15 protein-coding genes are annotated in these 12,425 nt (G+C 70.9%); 9 read left to right on the top strand and 6 right to left on the bottom strand.

All coding sequences use genetic code 11. From position 1 onward, the window contains the following. Positions 1–895 precede the first annotated feature (895 nt). Together ACWDLG_RS32910 and ACWDLG_RS32905 are read left to right on the top strand one after the other, a co-directional pair. Positions 896–1,483 carry an isochorismatase family protein gene (locus tag ACWDLG_RS32910; RefSeq protein ID WP_449927659.1) on the top strand — a complete coding sequence of 196 codons (588 nt, stop codon included), beginning with the start codon at positions 896–898 and terminating at the stop codon, positions 1,481–1,483. Positions 1,484–2,185: 702 nt separating this feature from the next. Next, positions 2,186–2,896, top strand: a complete 711-nt coding sequence (locus ACWDLG_RS32905; RefSeq protein ID WP_449927656.1) for a hypothetical protein — start codon at positions 2,186–2,188, stop codon at positions 2,894–2,896. 72 nt (positions 2,897–2,968) lie between these two features. On the opposite strand, the gene ACWDLG_RS32900 is transcribed toward ACWDLG_RS32905, so the two are convergent. Next, a complete protein-coding gene (locus ACWDLG_RS32900; RefSeq protein ID WP_449927653.1) occupies positions 2,969–3,412 on the bottom strand; it encodes a hypothetical protein in 444 nt (147 codons plus the stop codon). Positions 3,413–4,403: 991 nt separating this feature from the next. On the opposite strand from ACWDLG_RS32900, the gene ACWDLG_RS32895 reads away from it, so the two are divergent. From ACWDLG_RS32895 to ACWDLG_RS32875, 5 genes are all read left to right on the top strand, one after another. Then, entirely contained in the window at positions 4,404–4,904 is a 501-nt protein-coding gene (locus ACWDLG_RS32895; protein ID WP_449927650.1) for a hypothetical protein, read from the top strand. 86 nt (positions 4,905–4,990) lie between these two features. Beyond that, a complete protein-coding gene (locus ACWDLG_RS32890; RefSeq protein ID WP_449927647.1) occupies positions 4,991–5,548 on the top strand; it encodes a TetR/AcrR family transcriptional regulator in 558 nt (185 codons plus the stop codon). Beyond that, the gene (locus ACWDLG_RS32885; RefSeq protein WP_449927644.1) at positions 5,545–5,937 is read left to right on the top strand and encodes a DUF6463 family protein; all 393 of its coding nucleotides are present in this window, start codon (positions 5,545–5,547) and stop codon (positions 5,935–5,937) included. Before ACWDLG_RS32890 ends, ACWDLG_RS32885 begins: the two co-directional genes overlap by 4 nt. A 90-nt stretch (positions 5,938–6,027) precedes the next feature. Next, complete coding sequence (gene nfi, locus ACWDLG_RS32880) at positions 6,028–6,684, top strand: deoxyribonuclease V (RefSeq protein ID WP_449927641.1); 657 nt, start codon at positions 6,028–6,030, stop codon at positions 6,682–6,684. Positions 6,685–7,009: 325 nt separating this feature from the next. Beyond that, positions 7,010–7,465, top strand: a complete 456-nt coding sequence (locus ACWDLG_RS32875) for a group II truncated hemoglobin (RefSeq protein WP_354907207.1) — start codon at positions 7,010–7,012, stop codon at positions 7,463–7,465. On the opposite strand, the gene ACWDLG_RS32870 is transcribed toward ACWDLG_RS32875, so the two are convergent. From ACWDLG_RS32870 to ACWDLG_RS32855, 4 genes are all read right to left on the bottom strand, one after another. Then, positions 7,450–7,860, bottom strand: a complete 411-nt coding sequence (locus tag ACWDLG_RS32870; protein ID WP_449927637.1) for a hypothetical protein — start codon at positions 7,858–7,860, stop codon at positions 7,450–7,452. The two genes, ACWDLG_RS32875 and ACWDLG_RS32870, sit on opposite strands and share 16 nt — an antisense overlap. 9 nt (positions 7,861–7,869) lie before the next feature. Then, the gene (locus tag ACWDLG_RS32865) at positions 7,870–8,361 is read right to left on the bottom strand and encodes a hypothetical protein (RefSeq protein WP_449927634.1); all 492 of its coding nucleotides are present in this window, start codon (positions 8,359–8,361) and stop codon (positions 7,870–7,872) included. Between the two features lie 151 nt (positions 8,362–8,512). Next, entirely contained in the window at positions 8,513–9,277 is a 765-nt protein-coding gene (locus tag ACWDLG_RS32860; RefSeq protein ID WP_449927631.1) for a phosphopantetheine-binding protein, read from the bottom strand. 28 nt (positions 9,278–9,305) lie between these two features. Next, complete coding sequence (locus ACWDLG_RS32855) at positions 9,306–10,763, bottom strand: LLM class flavin-dependent oxidoreductase (protein ID WP_449927628.1); 1,458 nt, start codon at positions 10,761–10,763, stop codon at positions 9,306–9,308. 39 nt (positions 10,764–10,802) lie between these two features. Here ACWDLG_RS32855 and ACWDLG_RS32850 point away from each other — a divergent pair, with 39 nt between their 5' ends. Next, on the top strand, positions 10,803–11,138 hold the full coding sequence (locus tag ACWDLG_RS32850; RefSeq protein WP_354907214.1) for a winged helix-turn-helix transcriptional regulator: 336 nt from the start codon (positions 10,803–10,805) through the stop codon (positions 11,136–11,138). On the opposite strand, the gene ACWDLG_RS32845 is transcribed toward ACWDLG_RS32850, so the two are convergent. Then, entirely contained in the window at positions 11,123–11,908 is a 786-nt protein-coding gene (locus tag ACWDLG_RS32845) for a hypothetical protein (RefSeq protein ID WP_449927624.1), read from the bottom strand. The genes ACWDLG_RS32850 and ACWDLG_RS32845 overlap by 16 nt on opposite strands. Before the next feature lie 57 nt (positions 11,909–11,965). On the opposite strand from ACWDLG_RS32845, the gene ACWDLG_RS32840 reads away from it, so the two are divergent. Next, positions 11,966–12,409, top strand: coding sequence for a nucleoside deaminase (locus ACWDLG_RS32840; RefSeq protein ID WP_449927621.1), 444 nt, complete (start codon positions 11,966–11,968; stop codon positions 12,407–12,409). The last annotated feature ends 16 nt before the right edge of the window (positions 12,410–12,425 follow it).

Raw genomic sequence — 12,425 nt, 5'->3', positions numbered from 1 at the left:
GACTGTAGGGCGAGGCGAAGACCAGGCGACCGACCCCAGGAGCAGCAGGCCAGCGGCGGCAAGCGTGCCCGCACAACGAGCACGGGTGCCCGGTGGCCTCCTGCCCGTCGATGTCCGGGGTCGCGGGACAGCGTCCATGGTGCCTCCTCCAGTTGAGGACAACATCAACAGCCTTCCGCTCCTCTCCATCAGGCTCCGGAATCCATCTGGCTCCGGAATGAAGAGCTGCGGGTGAAACCGTGAAAGGCAAATTTCGCGGTAAATGACTTACTTCGGCGCCCCGGGAGAGGGCGACGCATGTCTTGCCGGACTGGCCGGTGTCCGCTTACGCACGATGTCGCGCCGCTTCGATCGTCGACCTGGAACTGTTTCAGCAGGGCCTCCACCAGCGGCCTGCCCGCGCTCGCGTTCAACCTTCAGCTCATCGGCCAGCCGCCGTCGGGCGCTGCCCTCAGGGACCGGCCGCGGTTTCGGCCGGCCGTACGGTCCGGGGACCGAGCTGGCGACGTGCCTGGCCGAGTGGGCGACCTTGTTTCTGCCGGGGCGGTCCGGAAGGCAGCGCAAACCCCGCCTCGGCCGGCTTCGTGAATCCGCCATGCCTCACAGGCTCCCCGGTCGGCCTGTCGGCTGTCCCGCAGGCCGTTGATGATGCCGTTGACCTCCGTCAAGCTCATGCGGCCATACCGGGACCCCCTTCCGCCCCCCAGGGCGAACACGCATAGTGAGTATGATTATACTCCATGTCACAATCGAGTGGATGTGGTCCGGATCCGGAGCGGTGAACCGCGTTGCCATGCGCGCCACGCCAGTCGGTGAACGTCCGGCCCGTGACGTGCCCGCCCGCCGGCGGAAGAGTGATCATCGGAGAGGTACACCCGAGGAGAGGGGATGTTCCGTGAGTCGTGCACTGATCATCGTCGATGTGCAGAAGGACTTCTGCGAGGGCGGCAGCGTTCCGGTGAAGGGCGGCGCGGATCGAGCCGCCGCCATCGCCCAGCTGGTCCGGCGCGCCGACGGACAGTATGCCTTCGTCGTCGCCACCCGTGACCACCACATCGATCCGGGCGCCCACTTCTCCGACAATCCCGACTTCCAGGACTCGTTCCCCGCGCATTGCGTCGTCGGTAGTGAGGGAAGCGAGTTCCATCCGGATTTCGCGCCCGCCGTCGACTCCGGGCACGTCGACGAGGTCTTCTTCAAGGGCGCTCACTCCGCCTCCAAGAGCGGTTTCGAGGGCTCGACCCAGGACGGCACGACACTGTCCGCCTGGCTGAAGGCCCGCGACATCACCGACCTCGATGTCGTCGGCATCGCGACCGACCACTGCGTGAAGGCCACCGCACTGGACGGAGCGCGCGCGGGCTTCACGGTGCGGGTCCTGCTCGACTACACCGCCGGCGTCGCTGCCGACACCACGCGCACCGCACTGGACGAACTGCGCCGGGCCGGTGTCGCGCTGAGCGGCGAACCTGTCGTCGCCTGAACAGGCCGGTCCGGCCTGTTCAGGCGGTTCGGATGACCCCGCGGATCAGTGCTTGGCGTTACCGCCCGGATGGAGAGTCCCAAGGCCTGGCACGCCGGGGCGTTCCGGCGTGACCCGTATCCGCACGGGGTCTCGACCCTCGACTCGGGTCGCGGCGGGCAAAGTAGAGCAACCCGGCCTGGGCAAACACGTCTCCCGCGCGTTATCGCCCAGCGGGCGCCCGACTGCCTGATCGGACCGAAACCCGGCCTTGGTTCGGGCGCACTCCATCCTCTGCGACCTGCGGCGATCTTCTACCTTGCGGCGGCGGTGAGCGGTCGGGGTGGAAGCACCGCGCGTTCCTGAGGGTCGAAGACCTCTGCCGGCGGGATTAGAGGCGCCGGCCACGGTGGGCTGCTACCTGCCATCGGCCTGGCCAGAGGGCGTTTGAGTGGTCCCATCAGCGGCCCTGCTGCCGGAAGCAGCCTATGGGCGAGGCGCCGCAGCCGGTGACGCCGATACCGGTAATCCGCAGGAGGGCGGCGAAAATCGTCTTCATGGCCCTGACTGTGGCCCGCTCGGATTGACACCCGGTTGACAGGAGATTGAGGTGAGCGCGGTCTGGCCGTTCATGGACATGCCACCAACCGGCACATGCGGCTGATCACTGGATCGCATGGAATGTCCGCCTGCACAGCATGATCCGTGCGGTAGGAAGGCACCGTGACCAACGATCAGCGGCACGGCAGTCGATGGCAGGACCGCTCGCGCGTGATCCGTCCCGTAGAGATCCTGGTGAGTGCCCTGGCGGTCGGAGCGGGATTCGGCGCGGCAACCTCCCTCGTGAACGCCCTCTCCCACAGCTACGCCGACCTTTCAAGCCGTGCCTACACCACCAGCGGGTGGTCGATCGCGGAAATCATGAGCGTGCTGCTCGACTCCGGCTGGGCTTGGGCGGGTTTGGCGGTCGCAGTGGGGTGGCTGGTCACACGTGCCGGGGAGAGCCGCCCCACCGCGCTGGCGCGGGGCGGTGCCGCCGCCGGCGCACTGGCCCTTCTTGCGGCCACAGCCGCCTACAGCATCGTGGACACCATCCGTAGCGGCGGGCAATTCCCCTGGTACGAGTCCGAACCGCCCCTGTGGTGGGTCGCCAGTGTCGTGTTCGGAGCGCCCTTGGGAGCCGTTGGTACATACGTCAAGCGATCGGGAGCGATCGGTTTGCTCGCACGCTTGACCGTGCCGGTCGGCGCCGCCGTCCAGATGGTCGTGCTCCCGCCCGGCAGGAACGAGGTGGTCGAGACCATAGGGAAGACGATCGTATGGATGGCGGCTGCGGCGAGTACCGGCTTCATCGTCGTCCGTTTCCTCCTCGTGGAGCGACGCCGGCGCTCTCTGGCAGCTGCGGAGTCGCCGTCAGTAAGGCCTCGTTCGTAAGTCCCTCAGGGGGCCTCAACGTTGGCCGAGGTGGAGACCGCCGGAGCTCCGGCGTTCGCGAGAAGGCCCGACTCACAAAAGCTGTGCCCGAACGAATCCAGCCAGCAGTACGGCGAAGCCGCCGATCTCACCGACGATCAGAGAGACCATGAACGCGCTCGTGCCGCGTACGGGATGGCGCAACTGATTGTCGGTGTCACGACGCCAGCCGTGGTAAACGTAGGTCCCGATCGCGGCCACGAAGAAGAAGATCATGACCCCCGCCGCCACCAGGTCCACCGACGACGGCCAGTCGCTCAACTCGACGAACGCCGCGAGCAGCAGCGTCGCGAACGAATAGAGCAAGGCGGTTCGATGTGCGACGTCCACGTAGGGGTGAGCCACGTGCTCCGCAGAGGTGGCCATCTGGCGATATTTCCATACGCCCAGCAGCAACGCCAGCAGAAAGATCAGGCCCGCCGCCAGCAGAACCGTCTTGGCATCCATGCTCAGCACCACGACCGTGCGCGCCTCCATCCATGATCGGACAGGTCTCCCGTAACTCGAACAATCATGTACGAATTAAGGTGGAGATCGTAGCACTGGGCCGGAACATGATGGCGAACGCCTACCCGCGATGGTTCGCATGCAATACCTGGGTTCGAGTTCGAGAAGGACGCCTCCACCATGCGTTCGAGCTCGGAGCGCAGGCTCCAAGACCTCCCGCGCTCGGCGACTGCGCCAGCACGCCCGCGACCGCTGGCCCCAACTGGCCGGCACACCTCAAGAAGCCCTCGACCGCGCCTGCCGGGCAAAGCAGCTCCGTGCGACGGGTCAGGTTGGCGATCGCACCAAGGAGCTGCGAGCGTTCCCCTTGCGGAACACCAGTTCGTCCCGGACGCCCGGGCCTCGGCCTTCACCGAGGTCGAGCACGAAGATCGACATTCCGGTACATGCCGTCGCCACCCGGATGGATCGGCCTCCTGACGATCCACTCGTGACGATCCAGAACCAGCAGGCCGAAATCGCACCGCAGGACTGACCCGGCGATGACAATGGTCGCGGCCGAGCCGCTCGTACAGGTGGACCACGAGGGTGACCGCCTCACGGGCTCACGGCACCGCGACGCGGGAGACAAGATCTCCGCCGACCTGTCGCCGCGCGGGGTGGATACCCAAAGGGGCTCCTGGCTGTCCGGAAGCCGCTTCATCACGGTCGGCATGCTCTGCTGCCGCCAACCGCCACGTGAACCATCCCGGCAGCCGCCGGCTACCTACGGCCCAGGTCCAAGCATGGAAGGAGGCGTGCCCGACTCTTCTGCTTCCGGCCCGACCGCATCGCGCGGGCGCCGCCGGAAAGCCGGGACGCGTCCTCGCGACGACCGCGTGTACCGCGCGGGACCGGTTACACCGCAAGGGGAGCGTGAGGTGGTGTGACCCGCCGCGGCGGGGCCCTTCCGGTCTCCGGTTACGGGGGGACGGGCGTGGGTAGCGCGACAGTCCCAGCTCCTCGCGTCAGGAGGGTTGCCGTGCCGGCTCTTCGCGTCATCGCGGCCACCGCGCTCTGCCTCGGCCTCGCCACCGGCGGGTGCACCGGCGTGACCCACGATCTCGACGATGTCACGCGGTTCCACCAGCCGCAGAACGAGGGTGCCAACGTCAGCCACCACGACGTGCACCTGCGCAACGTCTTCCTGCTCGCCGGCGCGCCCGGGCAGCCCCCGCCGGCCACGCTGCCCCTGTACGCGGTGATCATCAACGACCAGGGGCAGCCCGACCGTCTCGAGCGGGTCACCGTGGACGGCGGCGGCGGATCGGTCCAGCTGGCCGCGCCGGTCATGGTGCCGCCGGGGCGGCCGGTCGGGCTCGACCGGCCGATCGCCCAGGTCACCGGCGTGCGGCCGACGGGCTCGATCCCGATGACCTTCACCTTCAGCAGGGCGGGCGCGGTGCGGGCGCTGGTGCCGGTGAAGGAGAAGATCGGCTCCTACTCGACCGTCGCCCCCGGCCCGAGCGCCATGCCGTCGTGACGCCGTGATGCGCGCGGCAAAGGACGGCAGGCGTCCGGGACATACCATTCCGTATGGTACGGTGACGCGGACAAGAGAGGTTCACCATGGCGAGCAAGCGTGACTGGCTGGAGGCGGGGCTCCGGGTGCTGGGTGAGGACGGCGCGCCCGCGCTGACCATCGAGCGGCTGTGCGGCGACCTCGGCCTGACCAAGGGGTCGTTCTACCACCACTTCAAGGGCATGGCGGGCTTCAAGACCGACCTGCTGCGGCACTTCGAGACCGAGCACACCAGCCGCTACATCGACAGTGCCGAGGCGGTCGCGGACGCCGCGTCCGCCAAGCTCGATCACCTCGTCACCCTGGTGCTCGAGGACAAGGGCGGCAGCCACGACCTCGAGATCGCGATGCGCGCGTGGGCGGCGCAGGACGCCGAGGTCCACGCGCTCCAGCAACGCGTCGACCGGCTGCGCATCGACTACCTGACCGCCCTGTGCGGCGGGCTCGTCGGCCGGCGGGCCGACGCCGGCCCGCTGGCCCACCTGCTGTACCTGGTGCTGGTCGGGGCCCAGCAGGTCGTGCCGCCGCTGCCCGCCGAGGACCTGCGAGAGATCTACGCGCTGGCCCTGCGCCTGGCGCCGGAGAACCGGGGAGACGACGAATGAACGGGCTGAACCGCTGGGTCCCGCGGCTGATCATCGGGTTGGCGGTGCTCCATTTCGGGTGGGCGTTCCTCCAGCCCAACGCCTGGGCCGCGATCGCCGCCGACGGCTTCTTCCGCGGCGTCGCCGACACGGCGCTGCCCGACTTCTGGGTACGCGAGTCGAGCGTGTGGTTCATGATCTCCGGCATCGCGTTCCTGGCGCTCGGCACGATGTCGCGGCACGCCGTACGGACGACGGGGCGGGTGCCCGCGCAGCTCGGGTGGTACATGCTGGCCATGGGCGTCCCGCTGTGCGTGCTCTACTTCCCCGTCACGGGAAGCTGGCCGATGCTGGCCATCGGCGTGCTGGCCCTGATCGCCGCGCGCCGTCCGGAGGGCGCCGGCGGCTGAGATGACATCGCCTCGACGCGCGCCCGGTGTCGCCGGGCGGCCGGAGGGCGACGGGATGCGCGGGCGCGGGGGACGCGGTTGGATGTCGGGATGACGAGCGCACATCCGTGGCCCACCACGATCGCCGAGGCCGAGGCCGAACAGGAGCGGCTGCGTCCGCTGGTCGACCTGTCCGACCCCGGCCCTGAGCGGGTGCGGTTCGTCGCCGGGCTCGACGTCGGCTACGCCGCCGAGGGCGACGAGGTGACCGGCGCCGTGGTGGTCCTGGAGGCCGGCACGCTGCGGGTGGTCGACAGCGCGGTGGCCCGCGGGCCCGCCGCGTTCCCCTACGTGCCTGGCCTGTTCGCCTTCAGGGAGCTGCCGCCGCTGCTGGCCGCCATGGAGCGGCTGACGGTGGCGCCGGACCTGCTGGTCTGCGACGGCTACGGCCTGGCCCACCCCCGCCGCTTCGGCCTGGCCTGCCATCTGGGCGTGCTGACCGGCCTGCCGGTGATCGGCGTGGCCAAGACCGCCTTCGTCGGCGCGTGCGACGACCCCGCCGCCGAGCGGGGATCGTGGAGCTCGATCCTGCTCGACGGCGAGGTCGTGGGCCGTGCGCTGCGCACGCGCGACGGGGTGAGACCGGTGTACGTGTCCCAGGGCAACCGGATCGGCCTCGACAACGCCTGCGCCCATGTGCTGCGCATGACGCCCGCCTACCGGCTGCCCGAACCGATCAGGCAGGCCGACCGGCTGTCGCGCGCCTGAGCCCCTAGGCGGACGCGCACGATGGGCAGCTGGACGGGCCAGTGCCCGCGGTGGACGAGGAGCTGAAGCACATGCCGCATGCGTGGATGCGGACGACGACCTGGCCCGGCCCCGCCACGGGGTCGGGCAGCTCCTGGAATTCCCATGGTGAGTTCAGTTGTGTGACCACGGCTGCGCGCACGGTCTCCTCCTCCGCCTGCGATCCGGAGGACCAACGTAAGGACGGCTCGCGCGCGGCGGACAGGCTGACTTAACGCAGCTCGACGCGTTTCCTCGACAGGCGAAAGCGCTGGACATCCTCCCGGGTGACCATGAAGGTGGGTGCATGACCAGTCTGTACTCGCACGCAGGCGGCGACGAGGCGCTGCACAGGCTCGAGGAGATCTTCTACGCGAAGGTCCTCGAGGATCCCCTGCTCAAGCAGCTGTTCCGAGAGCGTCGCGCCACCCACGTCGATCACCTGACCTGGTTCACGGCCGAGTCCTTCGGCGGGCCCGACCGCTTCACCCGCGAGCTCGGCTTCGACCATCTCATCCAGGTGCACCGCCACCTCGACATCACCGACGAGCAGCGAGAGCGTTTCGTGGCGCTGTACATGGAGTCCTTCGACGAGGCGGGCCTGCCGGCCGACGAGCCGTTCCGCGAGGCGGTGCGCGAGCACCTGGAGTTCGGCTCGCGCGTCGCGCAGCAGAACTCCCGCGCCGCCACCGACGACGAGCTCCACCCCCTGCGCGACGTCCCGCTGTGGACGTGGAAGGAGCCCGATCAGTCCAGCTCGTAGTGCAGGCGCGCCTCGATGGCGTAGGCGTGCGGCGCGTACCCCGTGCGCCGGTGCTGGAAGACGACCCACGCGGCCTGCGCGTCGCGCTCGGCGGGCAGGCCGGCGTTGTGGGCGACGCGCAGGGTGTCGGAGAAGTTGCTCTCCTCGCGGCCCTGCAGGCTGACGGGCACGGCCGGCAGCCTGATGCACAGCTCGGCGGCCAGGCGCTGCATGCAGCGGGTTCCGGTGTCGAGCAGGGCGCGGGTGTGGGCGGGGGCCCAGCTGGGAGCCAGCGCCTCGGTGAGCGCGGCCACGTCGAGCACGATGACCGCGGCCTTCAGCCAGTCCAGGTCGCCGGCGGGCCGGCGGAAGGCCAGGGTGGGAGGGGCGATGTGGGTGCTCTCCACCTCGGTCATCCAGCCCGTCTACTCGGCGAACAGGCCGTCGAGGTGGTCACGGGAACCGGTCCTGAGGTAGGCGGCCAGCAGCGCGTCGGCGTCCCGCGGGTTGCACACGCTGGCCGCCAGCCTGGCCACGAGGCGCTCGCGCCTGCCGTAGGCGTGCAGGAAACGGAGCAGGTAGGCGGTCACGGCGGCGAGCAGCAGGCCGTGGGAGGCCCACTCGGCCTCCCGCAGCGGCGTGGCGTCCAGCAGCGCGAAGCCCGCCGACGACACGCCGAGCCAGATCGCGGCCACCGTGAGGACGGCCAGCGGCGCGCACAGGTCGAGCAGCGGTTCGCGGACCCGGCGCGGCAGCCGCCCGCCGACCGCGACGAGGACGGAGGCGTGCGTGCGCAGGGTGCCGCGGACCAGCCTGGACGGCCTGCCCCTGGGCGTGAAGACCGTGAGCAGGACGTTCGCACAGACCGCTGCCACCAGCGCGCCGCCGGCCAGCGCGGTCATCACGGCGATCACCATGGCACCCATCCTCCGGCCTGCGGCGCGCATGTCCCAGAGCCGCTTGATACTGGCAGTGCCACTGCCACCCAGGCCACCGCCACCGGGGTCACCAACCGCGACCAACGGCCACCGCCACCCGGGGCAGGGCGTCCCGGGGGCGGCGGGGCGGTCAGAGCGACGCGCGCAGCTCGGTGGCCAGCTCGCGCAGCGTGGCGGGCCCGAGCAGGTTGCGCAGCGGCACGTCCACGCCCAGGTCGCGGCGCATCCTGTCCCTGAACCTCATGGCCAGCACCGAGTCGAGGCCGAGGTGGGTGAGCGGCGTGTCGACGGCCACCTCGTGGCCGGGCACCGCCAGGACCTGCGCGGCCAGGCGGGCGACGGAGGCGGCCAGTTCCGCCTCGGTGAGCGCCGCGAGGTCGGGCCGGGAAGGGCCCGAGGCGGCGGGCTTGGGCGGCTGCGCGCTTTTCGCCGAGTCGGGCCAGAAGCGCCGCCGCTGCCAGCGGTAGGCGGGCAGCGGGACGAACCCGCCCTCGGGGTGCAGCCGCTCCCACGCCGGCCGGCACCCGAGGCCGTAGGCCCTGGCCAGCGCCGTGGCCAGGACGTCCGCTTCGGGTTCGGCGCGTTCCAGCGAGGAGACCACCGCCCCCTTGCCGCCGCCGGCCTCGATCTCCTCCTCCAGCGACGACCGCAGCAGGGGGTGGGGGCTCAGCTCGACGAAGACGGTGGGCCTGGCGCCGTCCATGACGGCTTGGGCGGCGTCGGCGAAGCGGACCGGCAGCCGCAGGTTCTCGAACCAGTAGCGGGCGTCGAGCTCCTCGCCCTCGACGAGCCTGCCCCACACGCTGGAGTGCAGCGGGACGGTGCCCGGCATGGGCTTGAGGTCGGTCAGTCCCGCCGGATGGCGACACCGGGCGGGATCGGGCACAGGTCCCACCGGGCGATGAAGCCGGCGGGGGTCGGGATCACAGGTCCAGGTCGAGCCGGGCGATGGGCTCCACGAGTTCCTGCTCCTCGTACTCCAGGTGCGACAGCAGGGCCGCGGCCAGTTCGTCGAGCCGGTCGCGGACGCCGTCGATGGCGTCGCCGTCCTGCACCATGGCGACCAGCGCGTCGTCGAGGCGGGTCAGCAGGCCGGCGATGACCTCGTGCTCCTCCTGGAGCCGGTCGATGACCGGTGCCAGCGAGGCCTGCGCGGACCGCAGCGTGGGGAACAGGTGCTCGTCCTCGATGGTGTGATGGGTGGTGACGATCCGGCAGTAGGAGGCGCAGAAGCTGCCGAGCGTCCAGTAGTTCTGCCGCATCGTGAGCTGGTTGATCATCGACCGGAGCGCGGCGACCTCGCCCCTGCCCTCGGCGACCTGCTCCAGCGCCTCGCGGATCCCGGCCAGCTCGTCGCGCAGGTCGTCGTGCACCTTGACCAGGTGCAGGCCGCGCTGGCGCTGGGCGGGCGAGAGCTCGGCCAGGTCGCGCTTGGGCAGCCTGGGCCTGGTCGAGTCGTCGAGCGGGCCGGGGGACGGCTTCGGCTCGGCGGTTCGCTGCTGCTCGCGGCCGACGGCCTGCCTCACGGCGGGCGCGACCTCCTCGGCGAAGATCTTGAGGTCGCGCTCGTCGGCGGGGGCCAGGACGAAGACGCTCATGCCGTACCGGTGGACGAGCTCGGTGAGCTGCTCGGCCCACAGCGCGGGCGGCCCGTCGAGGAAGCCGGTGCCGGGCAGCCGCGAGAAGCGGCCGTTGATGTTGTAGACGCGGCGGATCAGGGCGGGATCGCGGCCCGCGTCCGCCGCCGCGCGGTCGACGATCGCGCTCATCGCGGCCAGCTCGGCCGGCGGGGCGTAGGCGGAGGACGGCACCCAGCCGTCGGCGGTGCGCCCGGTCAGCTCCAGCATGCGCCGCCGGTAGGCGCCGACCCACACGCCGATGCGGTGCGGCGGGAACGGCCCCGGCGCGGCGCCGTCCAGCCGGTAGTGGGCGCCGTCGAAGCTGGCGGGGCCGCCGGGCGTCCACAGCGCGCGCATCACCTCGATGGCCTCCTCGAGGGCGGCGACGGCCTCGGCAGGGGTACGGCGGGGCCCGCCCATCGCGGCGACGCCGTCCCGGAAGGCGCCTGAGCCGACACCGAGCTCCACCCTGCCGCCGCTCAGGATGTCGAGGCTGGCCGCGGCCCTGGCCAGGACGGCCGGCGGACGCAGCGGCAGGTTGGCCACGTCGGGGAAGAACCTGATGTGCTGGGTGCGCGCCGCCAGCACCGACAGCAACGTCCACGTATCGAGGAAGGAAGGCTGGTAGGGATGATCCTGCACGCCGATGATGTCCAGCCCGGCGTCCTCGGCGAGCATGGCCTGGCGCGTCAGCGGGTGCGCGTCCTTGGCGGCGGGGGTAAGGAAGGCACCGAACCACAGGTCATGCCTAAAATCCGTCATAGGTCTTACATTACATAACCGGCTTACGGAAGGTAAGTGATGTCCTCTCCCGAGGCGCTCATGCGGCACTGCCCGCACTTCCAGACCGCGATCGAGCTGGTGGGCCGCAGGTGGAACGGCGTCATCCTGCTCGCGCTGGCCAGGGGCGCGACGCGGTACGGCGAGCTGCGCGACGCGGTCCCCGGCCTGTCGGAACGCCTGCTCGCGCAGCGGCTGCGCGAGCTGGAGTCGTCGGGCGTGGTGGCGCGCGAGGTGCGGCCGACCACGCCGGTACAGATCCGCTACTCGCTCACCGAGAGCGGCGCGGCGCTGGTCGAGGCCATGCGGCCGCTGATGGCTTGGGCCGACAGGTGGGTCGGTCAGTCGGCGATGTAACTGATCGACGAGACCTCGTACCCGCGGGCCTTGGAGCCGGCGACGTGCAACAGCAGCGCGCCGCCCTCGTACGACCAGGCGCAGGTCTTCTTCTCGCACCCCTGGAAGGTGTACGGCACGCCGTGGGGATCCCAGGTGACCTTGAACAGCGTCTTCAGCGCCGGTGTGGCGGCGACCTCGGCGCCCTGCCTGCGGTCGCCCTTGCGCCAGGCGTCCATCAGGTGCGTGGCCGCCTTCTCCTTGGAGTAGTGGCGCGACTCATACACGCGCGTCACCTTGCCGCCGGAGACGATCATCAGGATGCCGTTGAGCTCGCCCGGCACCCGCACGCTGGTGTGCCTGAACGCGCAGGCGCCGCCCGCACAGCCGGCCAACCCGTCGGGCGCGCGGAAGGGATAGGCGAACAGCGTCGTGACGGCGGCGGGCGTGGCGACCTTGGCGGCGGCGGTCCTGTCGTCGCGCAACCAGGCGTGGAACAGCCGGTTGGCCGTGGTCGCGGACTTGGGAGCGGCGGCGAGGGTCGGCGTCTCGAGGGTGGGGGCGTTCGCGGCCGCGGCGGGGGCGGGCGTGCTCGCCGGCGCGGCGGGCGCGGGGGTGGCACGCGGGGTGGCAGGACGGGCGGCGGCCTGTGCTACCGCGGCGGAGGAGAGGGAGGCCGAAGAGAGGGTGGCCGAGGGGAGGGTGCGGGTGGTGGCCGCCGTGGCGGCGGTGGGGAGCGTGAGGGTGGCCGCCGCGGCGGCGGCCACTCCGAGCAGCCATCGACTTGACATGCCCCGACGGTAGGGTGCGGTCCTTGCACCCCGGTTGCAGCGGCCTAGGGTGGGCCCATGGACTTCCTGGAGATCGCCGTCGAGCAGGCCCGCACGGGGCTGGCCGAGGGCGGGGTGCCCGTCGGGGCGGTGCTGGTGGCCGACGGCGAGGTGCTCGGCGCCGGCCGTAACCGCAGGGTGCAGGAGGGCAGCGTGATCCGCCACGGCGAGACGGACGCGCTGGAGCGGGCCGGACGACGGAGCGCGCACGTCTACCGGCGCTCGACCATGTACACGACGCTGTCGCCGTGCGCGATGTGCACCGGGGCGATCCTGCTCTACGAGATCCCGCGCGTGGTGATCGGCGAGAACCGCACCTTCATGGGCAGGGAGGACCTCCTGATCGCCCACGCGGTCGAGGTCGTGGTGGTCGACTCGGCCGAGTGCCGGGCGCTGATGGCGGCCTTCGTCGAGCGCTGGCCCGAGGTGTGGAACGAGGACATCGGACAGCCGTCCGAGTGACAGAATGCCCCTGCCC

It is taken from the genome of Nonomuraea sp. NPDC003727, assembly GCF_053586935.1.
This window is presented reverse-complemented; position numbering and strand designations above follow the sequence as displayed.

Coding starts and splice junctions, on each gene's coding strand:
- ACWDLG_RS32865 (WP_449927634.1), bottom strand. CDS start 8,361: ATGGTGATCGCCGTGATGACCGCGCTGGCCGGCGGCGCGCTGGTGGCA.
- ACWDLG_RS32870 (WP_449927637.1), bottom strand. CDS start 7,860: ATGACCGAGGTGGAGAGCACCCACATCGCCCCTCCCACCCTGGCCTTC.
- ACWDLG_RS32900 (WP_449927653.1), bottom strand. CDS start 3,412: ATGGAGGCGCGCACGGTCGTGGTGCTGAGCATGGATGCCAAGACGGTT.
- ACWDLG_RS32840 (WP_449927621.1), top strand. CDS start 11,966: ATGGACTTCCTGGAGATCGCCGTCGAGCAGGCCCGCACGGGGCTGGCC.
- ACWDLG_RS32885 (WP_449927644.1), top strand. CDS start 5,545: ATGAACGGGCTGAACCGCTGGGTCCCGCGGCTGATCATCGGGTTGGCG.
- ACWDLG_RS32850 (WP_354907214.1), top strand. CDS start 10,803: ATGTCCTCTCCCGAGGCGCTCATGCGGCACTGCCCGCACTTCCAGACC.
- nfi (WP_449927641.1), top strand. CDS start 6,028: ATGACGAGCGCACATCCGTGGCCCACCACGATCGCCGAGGCCGAGGCC.
- ACWDLG_RS32875 (WP_354907207.1), top strand. CDS start 7,010: ATGACCAGTCTGTACTCGCACGCAGGCGGCGACGAGGCGCTGCACAGG.
- ACWDLG_RS32890 (WP_449927647.1), top strand. CDS start 4,991: ATGGCGAGCAAGCGTGACTGGCTGGAGGCGGGGCTCCGGGTGCTGGGT.
- ACWDLG_RS32845 (WP_449927624.1), bottom strand. CDS start 11,908: ATGTCAAGTCGATGGCTGCTCGGAGTGGCCGCCGCCGCGGCGGCCACC.
- ACWDLG_RS32855 (WP_449927628.1), bottom strand. CDS start 10,763: ATGACGGATTTTAGGCATGACCTGTGGTTCGGTGCCTTCCTTACCCCC.